This is a genomic window from Chlorobium phaeovibrioides (assembly GCF_003968655.1).
Classification (GTDB): domain Bacteria; phylum Bacteroidota; class Chlorobiia; order Chlorobiales; family Chlorobiaceae; genus Chlorobium; species Chlorobium phaeovibrioides.
The window spans coordinates 1-16403 of the sequence record NZ_RXYK01000022.1; the positions used below are offsets into that span (position 1 = coordinate 1).

A 16403-nucleotide genomic window follows, 5' to 3' on the forward strand; every position below is an offset into this window, starting at 1 on the left:
CTGAGAGCTTCAAGAACGACTTTGGTTTTAAACTCGGGGTTGAATTTTCTGCGCTTCTGCTTCATGCTGACTGCTGGGTTTAAGGGTTTTAGCCAATTTAACCAGCTGTCCTATTTTTGGGGAGCATTTCATTTCGGTAATGTCCCATTCTCAACCAGAATTTCGAGGATGGGTTTCAGAATGGTATCGAGTTTTTTACTATGCCGCCCACTTTTTTCTCTTTTGTAGGGTCCTCAGGATGGCAGCAGAGCGCGGTTTCGGATTTTGAGGATTTGAAACGGCGTCTGGAGGGACTTCATGATGACACCTGGTGACGGTTGGACAGTTCATTCCAGTCATTTGCCCTGAGGATGTCTGTAAGGCCGGTCAGAAGGAAACGGGCGCCTGGTAGATCGAGAGGCATCTCCCTTCGCCTTGACGGTCCGAGCTCGAAAAGCCAGTAGTTTCCGTTATTGTTCTTTTCGGTATCTCCCGCCTGTTCTTCGCTCAGTTCTAAGCGGCAGATCTTTTTTACCGATTGGACATCGTAGATGAATTCGAGATTCCGCTCTTTTGTTTCCGGATCATACATGTATATGGCGCAGTGCCTTATTTCCCGTATGGTTTTCTCTCCAGCCAGTTTCCTGCCGTAGGTTTCAACGGGCATGTGGTACCAGCGGGCGGTTCCATTCCTGAATCGTTTGTTGTATTCCGGAGCTTTGTTTTTTGCCATTGCCACCAGGGTCAGATCGCTGTATCGGGACAGGGTGAGGCCAGTAGGGGGGATTCTGACGGATTCATGCAGCAGGAAATCATCCGTATCGGGTCTCCTGTACAGACTGCTGATTTTCGGGTCGCTGAACTTTTCGGTAAGGAATTCTTTCAGCCAGAGGTTTTCTCTTCCGGGCAGAAGGGGGAACCCTCCTATTCCGACTGCGTTGATTGCGGTAAAGTAAGGGTTCGTTCCTGTCTTTTCAGCGAATAGTCCCGGATAGAGCACAAATGCTCCGATGACAGGCCGGCTTTGTGGTGCCTTGCCGTCTGGTTTATCGTTAATGTGAATGAGTGCGTCCCGATAGCGGTGCATCTGGTTGATGGCGTCGTCGGGGATGCTGTCATGGTTGCGGTTTTCCGGATCTATCCGGTATTTGGCATCGAAAATCCAGAAAATTTTTCCCCCGTCAGTGAATTCCGCTTCAAGAAGGATGTCAGGCTTCTGGGGCGTTGTCCATGAAATGATTTCACGATGGTGCTGTTTGTTGTTGACAGGAAAAAGGGGTTCGTGTGCAAGCCGGATTTTTATCCCGTCAGATCTTGTGAAATTGAATGCGGTTCCCTGTCCGTTTCTGAGGCGTTTTTCAACACCGCTGTTAACAAGATCGGCACTGCGAAACACCTCCTCTTCAAAGCCGAGTTCATTTAACAGTCGGCGAATTTCAAGCAAGCACCAGATTTCATAGAGTTCAGCAACCGATTTGACTGAGATTTCGGACTCGCGCCCGAAGAATTCCATATAGAGTTTGAGCTGCTGCCATATTTTATAGACCTTCGCATAGCCTGTTTTATGGTGCAGGACGATCGATTCATAGGGCATCCCGTCATAATCGTTACCAACTTCTCGGAACAGGGGGTCGGTAAGCCTTTGTGTTAATTCAGTCTGCCACAAGTCGATTTCCCTGAAAAACGAGTCGCTTAGTCTTTCGTATCCATATGAGGCGTTTGCATCAACCGCCTTCTTCTTGAATTCCTTGAGCTTTCTGTTGCATTGAGTGAGAACCATCTTGACGAAGCGGTTCTCGGGCGTATTGACACTCAGCCGGTGCTCGAGTAGCCTGTATCGGCAAGGCTTATCATTTTGCAGTATTCCAGCTCTGATTTTTTCCTCAAGCGGCGCATTTATCCTCCCTCTGATGCTCTCCGGCTTGGCATGGCGGATTATCGGCATCAGACGGGAGTGGGGTGATCGCACGATGACTTTAACTGCGTTCAGCAGTTCGATCCTGAATGTGTTGAAAAGAGAGAGCCAGAGCAGGGGGAAGTATTCGTGTGGTCGTCGTTGCAGGTTGAACTCCTGCACGGTTTTTTTTGCTATCGAGAAACGCCAGAGAGGGTAGAGCCGGTCAATTTCACCATGAATGATCCTGAAGTCGTGCTGAAGATCCATTTTCAGCGGAAGTACTTCAAAGGAGATGTGTTGTGTGATTTCATGTTCTTCAGCCCAGAACAGAATCCCTAGCCTGAACCAGCCGATGTCGTTCCCGAAGTTTATTCCGCCCCTGAGCGAACCTCGCGTCAGGCGGAACGAACTTTCAACCGACAGGGACGGATGTATGATAGCTGTATCGGTAACATCTTTTGAGAAGAGGAACTCGAACTCATAGGTTCGGTTTTCGAAAAAGACGGGTTTCGGTAACTGAATGTTTTCCTGCGTGTCGAGAACGGGTATTTCACCCGTTTCGCTCCGAATAACCGGATAGGCCAGAGCGGGGGAGAACCGGAGTGAGGTTTCCGGTAGCGGGTTCCCTCTTGCCTGGTGAGTCGCGAGCAACTGTTTGCGGGGCTTCTCGATCTCTTTTGTCCAGACGCTGAGTGACCAGTAGGCGGTTTCGATGACAAGAACTTCCGGCATAATCAGGCTGCTGTGTCGTTTCGCTGGGAGATAGGGTCTATGGCCAGTATGATGTGAACGTATCTCTCTCTAGGCGTTTCTGCATCCATTCGAGTTTTTGTTTGGACCTGCAAGGTATATGAACGGGCTTCCCGTCGAGCGTCTCACGGAAAAGATCGGGGCGTAATGAATCTTCTCCCCAGATCACGGGAAGCTTCTCTACGAGTACGACCATTAAAGCTTTCAGGAGGCTGGATCCGTCTTGGTAGCCCAGTTTATCGGAATCTCCCTCAATTCTCGGCAGGAGCTTCATCATGATGAAGTCGTCCCAGGCTGACTGCAGCTCAGTTTCGTCTGTTGGCGTGAAACTGTGGATGAAGAGCAGCGCCTCGTTGAGCGCCCTGTATGCCAGTTCGAAGGGCGTTCCTTTCAGGACGGTATTAACCGAGTCAAGAAACTCCTGCGTATTTATTCCCTCAGGGTCGGCGGGGACGTTGCTGAGTTCGGATTTTTCCCGTATTTCGGATAGCGCAGGATAAAGGAAGGTCTTGTTGATGTGTTTTTTGTCTTTCTCGTAGTACTGCGAGTAATCATTCGGAAAGAAGTGATTGAAGTCGATCGTCAGTGCCCGGTCAATCACTTTTCTCGAGAATCCGTGTGTGGTTTCATCCATGTTGACAGTTCCGGCAACGATCAGGTTCGGAGGGATCGGAATGCCGTTCTTCAGGAAATATGCTCTGAGCCCGGAGCTTAAGGCATCAGGCCCGTCAAGATCGACCTTTTCCCAGAAATCGTTTAGTCCTGTTTCATCAAGTTGTCTTGAGAGGACGCCGGGTTTTAATAGAGGATCGCATGAGTATTGCCCATCTGACCAGTTTCTTGTTTCAAGAATGGATAGGTAGTCGGCAAAATACTGCTCTACAGGAGCTAGGTTCATTTCGTCAAGGCATAGCCAGTAGGGCGCGATGCCGTCAGGATCACGAAGTGTGAATTGGTTTTCATCTGCATTCTGGACAGAGTGCAGCCATGCTGATACAATGAATTTCAGGAATTCAGGTACGATGTAGCGCGGATGTCCGTCCTGTGATATCCTTGAAACATAGCCCAGCAGGTCTGAAGGCTCGTGCCAGTCAGGTCGAACGGGAATGAGGCAATAATTAGTTGCGCCAGGTAGGCTGTATCTCGTGGCAGAGGCTTCAGCCTGTTGCCGGACGAACCGTGTCTTGCCAGTTCCTGAAATTCCTGCAAGGAGCAGGAATGGCTTAGGCAAAACGGAAAACTGTCGTGAGTCAATCACTGGAGAGAGACTCGCCCCCCGATTAGGGGCGAACCTGAATCCCTCATCGGATATTGTACATACAAATTCCGGATAGTGCTTCTGGAGTATTTGTATGAGCGACTGAAGGTCAAGCCTTCTATCTCGGTCATTTGTCCATTGGGTTGAGAGGTAACAGAATTCATCATTGAGAATGAATAGTGGCTCTTTGTGGAATCGGAGCAACCCCGACATACTTAGTTCGGATTCGGACAATAAACTTTTAGATGTTTTGAAGATACTTGTAAGAGTCAGTTCATTTCCCTTGATGGATGTATAGCTTGAGTCACTATTTTTGCTAATCAGGTGACTGATCTTATTAAGGTTGTCGTATTGGTATAAAAAAGTAAAAATTTCTCTGGTGAAGTCAGTGATCTTGGCTTCAGAGATTATGTTCCCAGGGATAAGTGATAAAAATTTATGCTCAAGGTACGCGTAGACTTCTGGAGCAGCAGTAAGCCAGTAGATGATATCACCGAGGATCGCAGAACTGGCATTCGGGGTGTTGATGACTGTGAGTACCACTGATGTGAAGCAGTCGGTCGAAGGTCGGATGTGTTTTTTTTGGTCGGCACCATTAATAAAGCTTTTGGCGCCTAAAGATCCGTCAGAAAAAAGAAAGAATGCTAGCTTCTTGCTGTATTCATCTAGACCTAGGTTTGATATGTTAAGGTTTTTGTCAATAATGCGCTGTGGGGTTTCAGCGCTTGGGGACATCTGTCTATAGGTGTCTAGAAGATCGAAGTGTTTTTTGATTTCAATTGCCAGTGGCTTGATGCAGATTGCATAGAGAATGTATTGGCTTGGGACAATACAGTGGTTTTTTTCGCTTGCCCTGACCTGTATGGATGATGAGTTGACAAATATGATGTCAGCATTTAATGCTTTTATCTTTTCTTTGTCGCTTTGGCCAAAATGAATTTCAGGCCATTGTGAGATCGCGCTGAATCTTTCCCTTGTTCTTTTCGCGAGCTCTATGTAGTTTTTAAGCATCTTCTAGCGGTTTTTTTATTTCTTTGGCAAGTGCTGAAATCACGGGCACTGTGACGCTGTTTCCGAATTGCTTATAGGCTTGTACATCAGATGCGCTAAGTATGAAGTTGTGCGGGAATCCTTGGAGGTTTGCTGCCTCTCGAGGGGTTATTTTTCTGGGGTTAAGGTTTTTTTGATCTATAAGTACTTCACTGCCATCTTTATAGTAGCGTGCGGAAATAGTGTTTGTATAAGGGGATTCTTCATTGACCAACGAGTATCCAAAGCCTTTGCCGTTAAGTTTGTTTTCTCTTTTTCTCCTTTTATGACCAGCCCATAGTTTGTTTGATATGGTGTATTTTTTGCTGACCTGGCTCGATTCTTCGAGTATGTCTCCGACCCTGGTGGGTAGCATTGATGGCGTTGGGTAATTAAATTTTGAAATGGCTATGTCTCGCCACAGTATGATATAAATCCGCTGCCTGTTTTGTGGTACCCCGAAGTCTGTTGAGCGTAATACCATCTTTTTTGCTTCTTCCTGTATTTCTTTTGCACTCCCGTTTCGAATGATCTCGGCACTGATGTTGCATTTATATCCGATATCTGTCAACGTCTTCAGGATTACTTTAAGCGTGGCCCCCTTTTCGTGGCTTATTAGTCCCCTTACATTCTCAAGCAGTGCGAATTTAGGCCGTTTCGCCTGCATGATTCTGGCGATATCATAAAATAGTGTGCCTCGGGTGTCCTCTATTCCGAGTTTTAGCCCTGCATGTGAAAAAGGCTGGCAGGGGAAGCCGGCGATTAGGACGTCGTGCTCTGGGATGTCTTCTGCGGCAATTTCTGTTATATCTCCAAAGGGAATTTCTCCATGGTTCTGAAGGTAGGTGTCTTGAGCATTCTTTTCATATTCTGATGAGAATACACATAATCCACCATGTTCTTGGAACCCAAGCCTCATCCCCCCGATTCCCGCAAATAAGTCTATGAATGTAAATGTCGTTTTATTTTTGGGCGTGATGTTTGTCTCTTGGGCTAACTTTTTCCTGAAGGCTGACCTGGTCTTGTATAGGTTGTTCTTTGTTAAGACTTTTATTACGTCGTCTTTAGTGACCCCTGCCTCTGCGGCATAGAGTTCATGGTCATATGCAATTGCATTTATCCATTGGTGGATTGTTGCCCGATGCTCATTCTGATTGGTGATGTGCTTTTGTGTGAGTTCCAGTAAGGCGATTTCAGCCTTTTCGAGTAGCTCTCCCATTCGTAATGAAAATATTTAATGATGAATCGATTGCGGTTTTCTGCGAAATCTCGCACTCCCAGACGGCAATGACGTTCCAGCCTTCCGCCTCAAGCTTCTCTCGGGCCAGTTCGTCGTTTTTTCTGTTTGTCTCAAATTTCCTGAGCCACCACTCTGTTCTCGTTTTGGGGGTGGTGGCGTTCTTGCATCCTTCGTGATGGTGCCAGAAGCATCCATGCACAAAAATCACCGTTTTCCATTTCGGCAGTACGATGTCCGGTTTCCCGGGTAGATCCTTCACGTGGAGGCGATAACGAAACCCTGCCGCATGCAGCATTCTTCTGACCTGCATTTCCGGCTTCGTATCCTTTGCACGAATCCGGCTCATGTTCCATGATCTGCTCTTCGGATCCAGTTTGTCTGCCACCCTCAGACTCCGGCGGTAACGGCTGCAGAGGCTTCAGGCATTAATTCTCCTTTCGTTTATTCGTTTTATCCCCGGCAGTTGGGGCATTGCTGCCAGTAGGGTTGAGCTTCCCGGTTTTATACTGATATGCCAGGGTTGCGACTTCCTTCAAATGCGAGAAGAATTCTGCTTCATCCATGGTTTTCACGATCTGATGGCTCAGAAGGAACAACTCGCCATGTTCGCTGTCGTAGGCGAAGCTGCAGTGAACCCCCTTTCTGTAGTTCAGCCCCAGAATCCCCAGGAGAGTATCGAGCTTCAGGCCCTTTTTTAACCTGAATGATCCGCATGGCGATTTGAACCGGACAATCTCCTCTCCGTTCAGGTTCCTGCCGTTCATGGTGATTCTGATGATCTGGCGGTCCTTGTTGTCAAACACCCATGGGTGGTAAAGCTCATCATGAAGCGCTGAATAGCTCAGCTGAATGCCGAAAGACTTTGCCAGATGGAACATTCTCTCCAGCGTGTGTTCTGCCGTGATTTCTCGTGTGAATACGGGGTGGTTGTTGATCGTGATGACTACTTTTGCCGATGCGGTGTTCTTCTCCGGATTCTCGTTCAATGCCGGAGGAGTCCATTTCTTTTCGGATAGGGCATGGGATCTGTCCCGCAGCAGTCTGGCGATCAGGTCGGTATAAACTTCATAGTTGTGCTTGTATGAGGCGTTCATCCGGACGGCGCCGGTATAGAATCCTGCGAAGAGCACCGCCCATGAGTATACCGCAGGTCCCGGTTTCAGAGCGGAATCCATGGCGGATTCGAGCCTTCCGATTTCCGGCCGGAGAATGAACAGCAGGATAGCCCTTTGAATGATGCTTTTCTCATCGGCCAGTTCATGGCACTCTATGTCATTATCAAGAATCTTTTTTACGCGATCACACCAGGCGGGAACCACTTCTGCCTGCTCCGTTTCCGGGGTGTCCGCCTGTTTCCGGATTTCAGCGATAAGCTCGAACGGGTCGAATGCGATTTCGGGACTGATCTTGCCGAGCATGCCGATAAAGGTGTCCAGCAGCCATTTCTCAGCTTTCCCGGCAGGGGTGATCTGTTCTCCTGTCGTCAGGATGGGCATGTTTCCGGAAAGAGGCTGTCCGGAAGCCAGTGCGATAGCGGTTTCATAAAAGGCTCCGGTAAGCTGCGCGGCGCGTCGTGCAGCGGGTGCCAGCCTATAGATGGCAAGCATGGCGCCGGCACAACGGTCCGGCAACGCCACAGTCCCTTCTGAGGTCGCGATGGCGGTTGTCTTCGGGGCTTCATTTTCAGGGGACTGAGCCTCAAGCTGGAGCGTTTCCGTTTCCCAGGGAATGATCCCGTCTGCCGAGAACAGTTCCTTGTTCAGTGGGACTTCATCAAACTGGCGCAGAAGAAAATCTTTGAGAACAGTCTGCTCGGGGAAGATATAGCGGGTTACATAGGATAACGGTACGGGTTGTTCCGTGCTGTGTGCGTTGCCTGATTCCGGTGCAGCTGAACTTCCGAGGTAATCAAGTACTTCAACACTGAGTTCAAGTGCGACCGCCACTGACGGCGTATCCCCCTGCAGGGGTGTCCGGAGTGCGGCAGGAATGCACTCTTCCCATAGCATGATGCGTCCGTTATAGTCGCTGCGGGAGTCCGGGTAGTATCTGTACTCTTCAGCCGCCGGATAGATTGCCCCTCCGGCAAGAATGGTGAGCAGGTTCCTGTTCGTTGTGATGAAATAAAGGCTTTTCGGGGGCCTGAGGGTCATCTCGCTGTTCATGGTTGTTTTTTCCATTCGATTATGCCGGATGTTTCAGAGGGGAACAGTGTGGTTGCCGGTGGTGGCGTATTACAGTTGAAATATGAATAGTGCAGCATGGTTCGTGCTCTGGTGCTCATCACATAGAACCGCATTTTGGTGAAGGACTCCTCGATCCCCTCCACAGGCCAGTACTGGAGCCCGGGGACGAAAACCGTATCGAATTCCAGCCCCTTACAGCTATGGTAACATAATACGGTGATGCTGCCTGATTTGTCAAGCTCCGGCATCGCCGGGTTTCCCGATGTATAATTCTGCACCAGGATGCTGTCTCCGGCAGCTGCTCGAAGCTGCTCGTAATATACCGATCTTGCTCTGCTTGTCGGCACGAAAACCGCAATGGCTCTGTCTTCATTAAGGCGGGCGTGATTGATGATGTTTTTTATTTCATCTCTTTGTGTCGGAAATGCCCGGAGAACAGGGGATGGGCCCTGCCGTCCTTCCGGGCGCATAGGAATTCCCGCCTGTGATCCGGCATAAAAATGCTCCGCAAGATGAGCGATCTGTGCTGTATTCCGGAAATTGACGGTCAGGTTGTATACCTTCGGTTCTGTAATTGCTCCAGAGATCTGCTCTATGGATGTATTGTTTTTCGGATCAAGCCGCTGATTCTCATCGATGAGAATTGTCAGTGCCGGATTGCCAGACTTTGGCAGTGTCAGCATGAAATTACACAGCAGATAGAAGTCTGTCGGAAAATCCTGGCCCTCGTCAATGATGAGGTGTCCCCAGTCGAGCGCATCGGGATTCTGTGGCGTCGATGTCGCATAGGTTTCGATTGCCTTGTGAAAGTCAAACTCATACCGGGATAGTCTGGGTATGTTTTCCCTCCATGCCTGACGCCACCACCGCTCAATCCATTTATGCCATGTGGATACATTGTCGTGGCACTCTGTCATGGCTCCCGACGTATACTTCTGGAGCACTTTGCTGTACATGGCGACATGAAACTTCTTCCCGGACTTGTGAAGGAGTTTGGCCCGATACACCGCCATCACCGTTTTTCCCGTTCCCGGTGGCCCGATGATGATCACTGCGCCCGTAAGGGGGGCTCCGAGGAAAATCCGTTCCTGCTCCTTGCTCAGCTCTGTTCTGGACGGTAGTCTCATCGGATCAGTAGTTTAGGTTTTCCATGAATTCTCCGAAGTATCCGGGAGCCGTGCCATCGGAAGATCCGAAGATGGTTGCGCGATCAAGTTCCGCGTTCAGATAGCGGCAGGATGTTTCAGGGATCAGTGTGCACGCGTGACAGGCTGCACGGTTCATCCCACCGATGCCCTGGTGTGACATCTCGGAGCAGATCGGGTCATTGGAGCACCATTGTGCGCGGAAAAGCGCGGTTTTGAAGATGCTGTAGAATCGTTCGGGAGCTCCTTCCCTGACGAGCCCTCCAAGTGCTCCTTCAGAGTCGGATGAGGCAGTGTATATAAGGATTCCCGCCATGCTGTCATCACAGTAGATTCTCTCTGTAAGTGATGATGCCGAATACCCGCATTCAAAACTGAGCTGGCGTATCAGAAGGTGGGCCAGCGTATGGAGCAGAATGAAGCGCGGGGTGGGTTCGGGAAGGAAGTCAAGCCCTGCATTCTCGTGCTGCCGGGTGAAATCGTTTCTGTATCTCTGTGGGACGTTCTCTTCCCACTTTGTCAGAGCCTTGTCGTCAAGCGATAGAAACAGGCCCTCGCCGAAAATTTCGACAGCGGGAAGCCATCCTGTGTTGACGTTAAGACTCGGGCTGGTCAGGGTTCCTGACGGGTCGAGTCGCCTGAACCCTGCAAGGGCATTGACAATTCTGAGCCGTTTGACGAGTACAAGTTTGTCAACCGTTTTACGGAATGCATCCCATGCTCTTTTTTCCTGTTCAGGGACAGTGCGCCCATAGAGGTCAAGATCGGATTGTTCTGCCCGGAACGGTGCGTTTTCTGCAACCTGTCGCGGGTTAGAAAGGATCTCCCATTCATTGGTCAGAAGATCATGCTCGTCCTTCTCGTCTGTTTCGATTGCCGGTTCCCCTGATAATGCTTCGTATACGGTTGTCGGATCTTCATTGAGCTGACCTGCGATCAATTGGATTATCGGTGCCAGTATGGGGTCTTCGGGGGTGGGGTTTGTAGCCCTATTGTAAAATGTCTGAAGTGTCGGCCAGTGAGTGGTTGCCCTGATATGGTCATAGTCATTTATCCCGTCCTGATCGTTTATTCTGATGTCTATGGCAGATGTGACCTGAGGAAAATACGCGTTGCTGTCACCTCGCTGGACCACCCTCAGCCGGCTGTCGCAGTTTACCGCACGTTCGTGGCTTTGCCACGGGTGTTTCCCAGGGCACCTGATGCCGATATGGTGTAGCGCCTCCGGTGCTGTTATGCCCTCCAGATTCCTTTCGCTGTTGCAAGTAGTGCATTTGACGGAAAGTGAGCGGAGGCCTCCGCCCTGTTCCGGATGGACCTGAAAAATGAGCTGTGGATTTTCACAGCGGGTTCTCGATTCGGAATGAGCCCATCGTGGCCAGTCGACATCCGTCAGGTGGCCGTTGCCGCATACGGCCATGAAGCGCATCGGCGCCAGCTTAGAGTGTGATCCGCATTGATTGCACCTGGGCTCTTTACCGGACTCTTCGTCATTGTATGTCCATAAACGCATTCTGCGGCAGGTAGGACAGAACAGCCACCTCGGGAATCGCATGTAGGGCACCGACCAGTTGGTGTTTACCTGCTGACCTGCGTAGCGCAGTGTTTGAATGGGGGGTTCAAGAAAGTGGTTAACCCTGAGAATTCCTTCGAGCCGGGGCAGGTTTATTTGTCTGCATGCGAATTGCCTCCATTTCGTGGTGTCAAGGGCCACGAATGATTCGTTGCCGAAATCAAAGATCGCTCCCGGTCCGAAAGGGGCGATGACCTGTGACTTTTTTAGTGAACGATCGGGCATCAGTTTTCTCCCATGACATGAACCCGGCATTCCTGATCTACATTTCGCATGGAGTTCAGTGTCTGCCAGGGAATTTGAGGTTTTGGATATACTCCCGGTTCGAATTGTGAGAGCACGGGTGAAAAGTTTTGTGAGCCCCTCGCGTCATATACCAGGTTCTGAGTGCTTTGCGCCTTTTGTGTCCAGATCTTGATACAGCGGTCGAAGATGATGTCGATTTCTTCCTCGTTCTGAGCTGCACGGTGCATCCTTTTCCGGAGCTTGGTGAGTAATTCAGCGATTTCGGTGTTGTGCATGTCAAAAAGACGTGCGGACTCGTTTCCGGAGAGGCCTCCGCACATTCTCATGACGATCACTATGGCCGCATGCAGGGCTCTCGACATGGCGGGTCCCGAGTAGGGTGTGACGCTCGTCGGTTCTACGGCGCGGTACAGTGCCTGATGGTAGGGGATGAAGGATTCATAGAGAGAGCGGTCTCTGGCCTTGCTGTTTGGATACAGGGCAATGACGAGACCCGGGATATCTTTGCTTCTTCCCACCCTGGATGAGACCTGGATGTATTCCGCGGTCGATTTGGGCTGCCCCTGTACGACGATGAGTCCCAGGCGCTGTACGTCCACGCCGACTGAAAACATGTTTGTGCAGGGCAGAAAATCGACGGCTTCCCCTGAATCCGCATCGGCTTTCAGGCGGTTGAGGACTGCGGGGATGTTTTCCGCAGCTATGTTTGCCGACATCTCAATGACTTCAGGACACTCTCTGGCCTGATTATCTGTTGATGCGATCACCCTGATGCGTGCCGGAATGTCGTCCAGGCACTTGGTCATTGTTTTGCCGAGCTCTCTTCTGCTGTTATGGAAGATTACCTGCGTCCAGTAAGCGTCTTTGGCTCCATGGGAAAGGTCAAGTTCAACGGGGCCCTGAGCCAGTGCCGCCGACGCATGGATGTTTGCTGTTGCTGGCGAGAGGTAGGGGCTCAGTATTCCCGCATAGAGACGGCCGGTGGCTGACGCTTCCTCACGCGAGAAGAACGAGTCGCCTGCACTCATTCCGGAGGGGGGGAATACCGCTACCTCGCGGCCATACAGTCTGGTTACCTGTTCTTTTGCCCGCCGGATCGTCGCCGTGGCCGCAATGTATTTCGGGTTCCCTCCCGAGGCCTGCATGATGACATCGAAAGCGGCTTCATACAACCCGGCGATTGTCCCGAGCGGCCCGGATATGAGGTGCAGCTCGTCCTGGATTATGAGGGATGGCGGAAGCCGGTGTCCTGTCGGGCCGCCGGTGAAGAACGCTCTCGGACCCTCTGTCCAGGACGGTCTGGCGAATTTGTCGATCGTGCCGATCAGTATTGTCGGCGGGTTTCTGTACAGGTCCTCGTCAATGATGTTGACGGGGAGTTCCTTATGAAAATCGCAGGTGGGTTCGGGGCAGAACAGGCGCAGATTGTTTTCATCCGCCCTGATCCCGTACAGATCGGTGTTCTCCGAATGCTTCACGGGAACGAGGCGGGTCCCGCACCACGGGCATTTTCGCAATAAAAACGGACTCTCGGGAACCTCCTCCTCCAGCAGCCCGAGGTATTTCTGATAGGCATCGGTGAATTTGTTCGGGATGGTGTTGTTTCCCACCCAGAGCCCGAGTGTGAACTGTTCTTCTCCGAGGCGATCGGGCTGTCCGGCCCGGATTTTTTCACAGGCGCAGATCAGTGTGGCTGCCCGTTCAAACTGCTGGACGGTCAGCAGTCTCAGCGTGTATCTTTTTATGACGGCGGTTCCACCTCCGGCATCGCCGAATTTGATGCGGCGGTAGAACATTTCAAAGGCAGCAATGGTAAGGTATGCTTCGGTTTTTCCTCCGCCGGTCGGGAACCATATCAGATCCAGAATATCCCTGTTTTCGGAATTCCTGTTGGCGACTGATTCGATGATCAGGAGCTGGAACGCCAGCTGGAAGGGATGCCACCTGAAGTGTTGCCACTCTTCGCCCATGATGTCCGGCGCTTCATACGGAGTTCCCTGGTCCTTTTCCCGACCGCCGTATTTCCCGGTTGCGGCGTGAATCATCTGGAGCAGCATCGCTCTGTTTGCAAGCGTGAAGCATGTTTGAGCATCTGCGTCTCCTTTGAGGAGTTCAATGCCTTTTTCCATCCTGCCAAGGGCATGCGTGAGCCGTTCTCCCAGGCGGTCTGCTGCATTCTGCAGGCCGTCAGGGATGTTCCCGGGTGCAAGTTGTGCCTTTATCCACTTTTGATATGACGCGGTGAATTCAACCAGATGGCTGAGTTTTTCCTTGAAAGGTGTTGGTCTGGCGAGGAATTGAATGGAAAAAACAGGGCTGTCCTTCAGCGGGTGGGTTTCAGGCAGGCTTGCGGTAACCGGAGGTATTTCATATCGGGGGATGAATTCTGTGCGGATTGACGGGACTGATGCGCCCTCACTTTTTTCCCAGTGCGCGGAGCAGCCGTGGCCCAGACCGAATGTTTTTTTGTGCTGATAGATCAGGGCGAGCTCCTCCTCCTCTTCGTCCCAGGAGTATCTGTTGGGTGAAGGGTATGCCTCGATGCTTCCCGAGACGGGAGTGCATGTGATTCCGACCTGATGGAGAACCTCGCCGGCATCAAATCTGCCGTTTGCCTCTGCTTTGGCGTTATTGATGAGGGTTACGGTAATGAGGAATCTTCCCTCGAGCCGGCGCCAGGTGGAGATGAGATCAGCTCTGCCCCCGAGGACATCCTTTTTGTTTTGACCGCGTATTGAAAGAGTATGGAGTTCAGGCGATTCTTCTGATGCCAGCACGGTCCTTTTCCATGCATCATCTTCATTGATAGAGTAGTGTGCTCCCCGGATAAGAACTTCAACCGTCTCTGCGGAGGTGACAAATGATAATCCCACAGATGATGGCATAAACTCATAGGCGGTACTTACGGGGTTTTCTCCCTCATCGGAAGCGCCTGTTTCGGAGCTGTCTTCAGCCGTGTCGATTGCCTTTTTGCTTGCCCCGCGCGGGAAGATTGCGCCCATTGCATATCGCTCGTAGGGGCGATCGCATTTCGGGATCGCTTCATTGTCCGCTGCCGGTCCGACCAGCTGGGATTCAAGATATTCCAGTAGCTTTTCCCGTGCTTCAAGAATGTCCGACATGTTCAGGTGTTTTGAAGGATTGTCGAGTCTTTCAGCCGGAGGAGGTTATCGGCTTTTATCCGGTCAAGCGCTTTTTTCCGGTCGGCAGGAATTGCCATCCAGAGGTAGGCGTTTGCTCTGGTCATTGCCACATAGAGCGTTGCGCTTCCTTCAGCGCCGTCGGGGAGCCTGTCGAGGTCGATGAGCATGATGAACCTGTTTTCAAGGCCTTTGAAGTTTTTGACGGTACTGAAGGGTAGAGATGTTTCCGGCCATTTTTCCCCGTTGTTCTCATCTATGTTGAACAGCTTGCGTGCCCAGCGGTTAGAGATTCCTGCAATCGCGGAGCTTTTTCTGTCCACCGGCGAGAGTATCGTGATCTCGGATGTTTTTATCTGGTCATGGTCCGCCCATTTTTCCAGCTGTGCTTCAATTGCTGAAATCAGCTCTTCTCTCGAATGATAAACGGTGGAGTCGTTGACAGGCAGCCCTTCCCCCCTGATCCTGCTTCTGCCTATATCACCACCGGTGTACAGCATCGTATGAACCGCAATCGGTTTTGTGTTCCTGCAGTTGTCATACAGAGGGAACGGGATGCCGGCGCTTTTGAGGTATTCCAGTGCATCAGGGTCATAATTCCTGTATATGGACCCCTGATTGTTCCTGTCCATGAAGAACAGCCATTTCCCTTTGTCCAGCCCTCCGGGGATGATGCTGTCAATGACATTCAGGCATCCCAGATCAAGAAAGTCCTGGCCCTCATCAACGATGAGAATGTCAAACGGTCTCAGGGTTTTTCTGTCGATCCGCTCCAGAAGCTGATCCCAGTTGACCACATCTGTTCCGGCTTTCTGGAGCTTATCGGCAATAAAGCGGGCGAATACGGGACTTCTGCACAGAAAAAGGACATTCAGGTCTTCTGCGGAAAGTCTTTTCGCCGCCTCCACTGCAAGAAAGCTTTTCCCGGAACCGGCTCCGCCCTCAACGATGTTGTGCCTTTGCGCCAAGAGCTGGTCGAGGTAACGGTACTGGTCATCGGTGAGTTCGATGACACTGTCGAGCGCCATGCCGGCTCTTCTGGACAGAGGGGGAACCCGGTCGAATTCCGGCCTTAATGCCTCAATGATCCGTTGGATGTCCTGAGAGTCCAGTGGTCGCTCCCTGCCGTTTTGCTTCTGCCAGAATAACTGTACGCTTTTGATCCAGTTTCCGATGGAGCCGGCTTTGTAGCCGCCCGTATCAAAAATGATGTCATCCGGGAATTCGACGCTGTGGACATCGAAGTTTACATCAGGGAACGCTACGCCCCATCCGAAGCTGATCCGTTCGGTGAGCATACTGCCAACTTTATCAGGGAGCAGCTGACCGAGTGCGTAGCGGGCTTCTTTGGCCTGAATGAACGGGCCTTCATCTGATTTGTTCTCCTGGCCGTAACGGTCGGTATACGTCCAGATGCCATTGCTGTAGCTGACCCTGCCGCCTTTAACCTCGATGACAAGGACACCTCTGGGCGATACGATGACGAAGTCAGCTTCCGCCCAGTGTTTATAGCGGTGCTTGCTGAGATTCAGAGAGTGGAAGACAACATGGTCGGAGTCGAGGCCTGATGACCGGAGCTGCTCGAATAATTTCTTTTCGGCATTGCTGTTCCAGTGGGATACGTATTCAGGTATAAGCCGTGCCATGATGCGGGTATTGAAGATAATTGCCAGCCTGTAATGCCTGTCAACAAGCGTCAGGATTCTGCGTTAAAGACCTATTCCTCCGTTTTCTATTAAGTTACTAAATTAATTGAGTTTAGTGGACCCCGCCCCATAGACAAAAAGGGCCTGAGTTTAAGTTGGCAACCTGCTCTATTTATGCAGCGGAAAGGCGCTGCCCCTCTTGTTCATTTACCTCTTCCTGTGGCTCGTTCTTGAGCTGGTACTTGTCAACGATGTGGGCCCCGCCGCCTTGGCCTGAACGATACACTTCATCAGGAGTGCTGTAGTCCAGAGAC

At 50.9% G+C, this 16403-nt stretch carries 9 protein-coding genes; all 9 read right to left on the reverse strand.

Going from position 1 to position 16403, the window contains the following annotated elements:
• Nucleotides 1–295 precede the first annotated feature (295 nt).
• The 9 genes from EKD02_RS09280 to EKD02_RS09320 are packed head-to-tail and all read right to left on the reverse strand — an operon-like array spanning nt 296 to nt 16089.
• The gene (locus EKD02_RS09280; protein ID WP_126385190.1) at nt 296–2608 is read right to left on the reverse strand and encodes a DUF2357 domain-containing protein; all 2313 of its coding nucleotides are present in this window, start codon (nt 2606–2608) and stop codon (nt 296–298) included.
• Between the two features lie 37 nt (nt 2609–2645).
• Nucleotides 2646–4895, reverse strand: a complete 2250-nt coding sequence (locus EKD02_RS10095; RefSeq protein WP_221762989.1) for an McrB family protein — start codon at nt 4893–4895, stop codon at nt 2646–2648.
• Nucleotides 4888–6132, reverse strand: a complete 1245-nt coding sequence (locus EKD02_RS09290; protein ID WP_126385192.1) for a DNA cytosine methyltransferase — start codon at nt 6130–6132, stop codon at nt 4888–4890. Before EKD02_RS09290 ends, EKD02_RS10095 begins: the two co-directional genes overlap by 8 nt.
• Nucleotides 6107–6538: a very short patch repair endonuclease gene (locus EKD02_RS09295; protein WP_126385194.1), complete on the reverse strand. Its 432-nt coding sequence runs from the start codon at nt 6536–6538 to the stop codon at nt 6107–6109. Before EKD02_RS09295 ends, EKD02_RS09290 begins: the two co-directional genes overlap by 26 nt.
• Before the next feature lie 40 nt (nt 6539–6578).
• A complete protein-coding gene (locus EKD02_RS09300) occupies nt 6579–8333 on the reverse strand; it encodes a hypothetical protein (RefSeq protein ID WP_126385196.1) in 1755 nt (584 codons plus the stop codon).
• Nucleotides 8315–9466: a 3'-5' exonuclease gene (locus EKD02_RS09305; protein WP_126385198.1), complete on the reverse strand. Its 1152-nt coding sequence runs from the start codon at nt 9464–9466 to the stop codon at nt 8315–8317. The genes EKD02_RS09300 and EKD02_RS09305 overlap by 19 nt, the downstream gene beginning before the upstream one ends.
• A 4-nt stretch (nt 9467–9470) precedes the next feature.
• A complete protein-coding gene (gene drmB / locus EKD02_RS09310) occupies nt 9471–11282 on the reverse strand; it encodes a DUF1998 domain-containing protein (RefSeq protein WP_185805738.1) in 1812 nt (603 codons plus the stop codon).
• Nucleotides 11282–14425, reverse strand: coding sequence for a helicase-related protein (locus EKD02_RS09315; RefSeq protein WP_126385202.1), 3144 nt, complete (start codon nt 14423–14425; stop codon nt 11282–11284). The genes drmB and EKD02_RS09315 overlap by 1 nt, the downstream gene beginning before the upstream one ends.
• Nucleotides 14426–14427: 2 nt before the next feature.
• Nucleotides 14428–16089 (reverse strand): nuclease-related domain-containing DEAD/DEAH box helicase, encoded by a 1662-nt coding sequence (locus EKD02_RS09320; protein ID WP_126385204.1) that lies wholly within the window; start codon nt 16087–16089, stop codon nt 14428–14430.
• Nucleotides 16090–16403 lie beyond the last annotated feature (314 nt).

Coding starts and splice junctions, on each gene's coding strand:
- EKD02_RS09315 (WP_126385202.1), bottom strand. CDS start 14,425: ATGTCGGACATTCTTGAAGCACGGGAAAAGCTACTGGAATATCTTGAA.
- EKD02_RS10095 (WP_221762989.1), bottom strand. CDS start 4,895: ATGCTTAAAAACTACATAGAGCTCGCGAAAAGAACAAGGGAAAGATTC.
- EKD02_RS09280 (WP_126385190.1), bottom strand. CDS start 2,608: ATGCCGGAAGTTCTTGTCATCGAAACCGCCTACTGGTCACTCAGCGTC.
- EKD02_RS09320 (WP_126385204.1), bottom strand. CDS start 16,089: ATGGCACGGCTTATACCTGAATACGTATCCCACTGGAACAGCAATGCC.
- EKD02_RS09305 (WP_126385198.1), bottom strand. CDS start 9,466: ATGAGACTACCGTCCAGAACAGAGCTGAGCAAGGAGCAGGAACGGATT.
- EKD02_RS09300 (WP_126385196.1), bottom strand. CDS start 8,333: ATGGAAAAAACAACCATGAACAGCGAGATGACCCTCAGGCCCCCGAAA.
- drmB (WP_185805738.1), bottom strand. CDS start 11,282: ATGCCCGATCGTTCACTAAAAAAGTCACAGGTCATCGCCCCTTTCGGA.
- EKD02_RS09290 (WP_126385192.1), bottom strand. CDS start 6,132: ATGGGAGAGCTACTCGAAAAGGCTGAAATCGCCTTACTGGAACTCACA.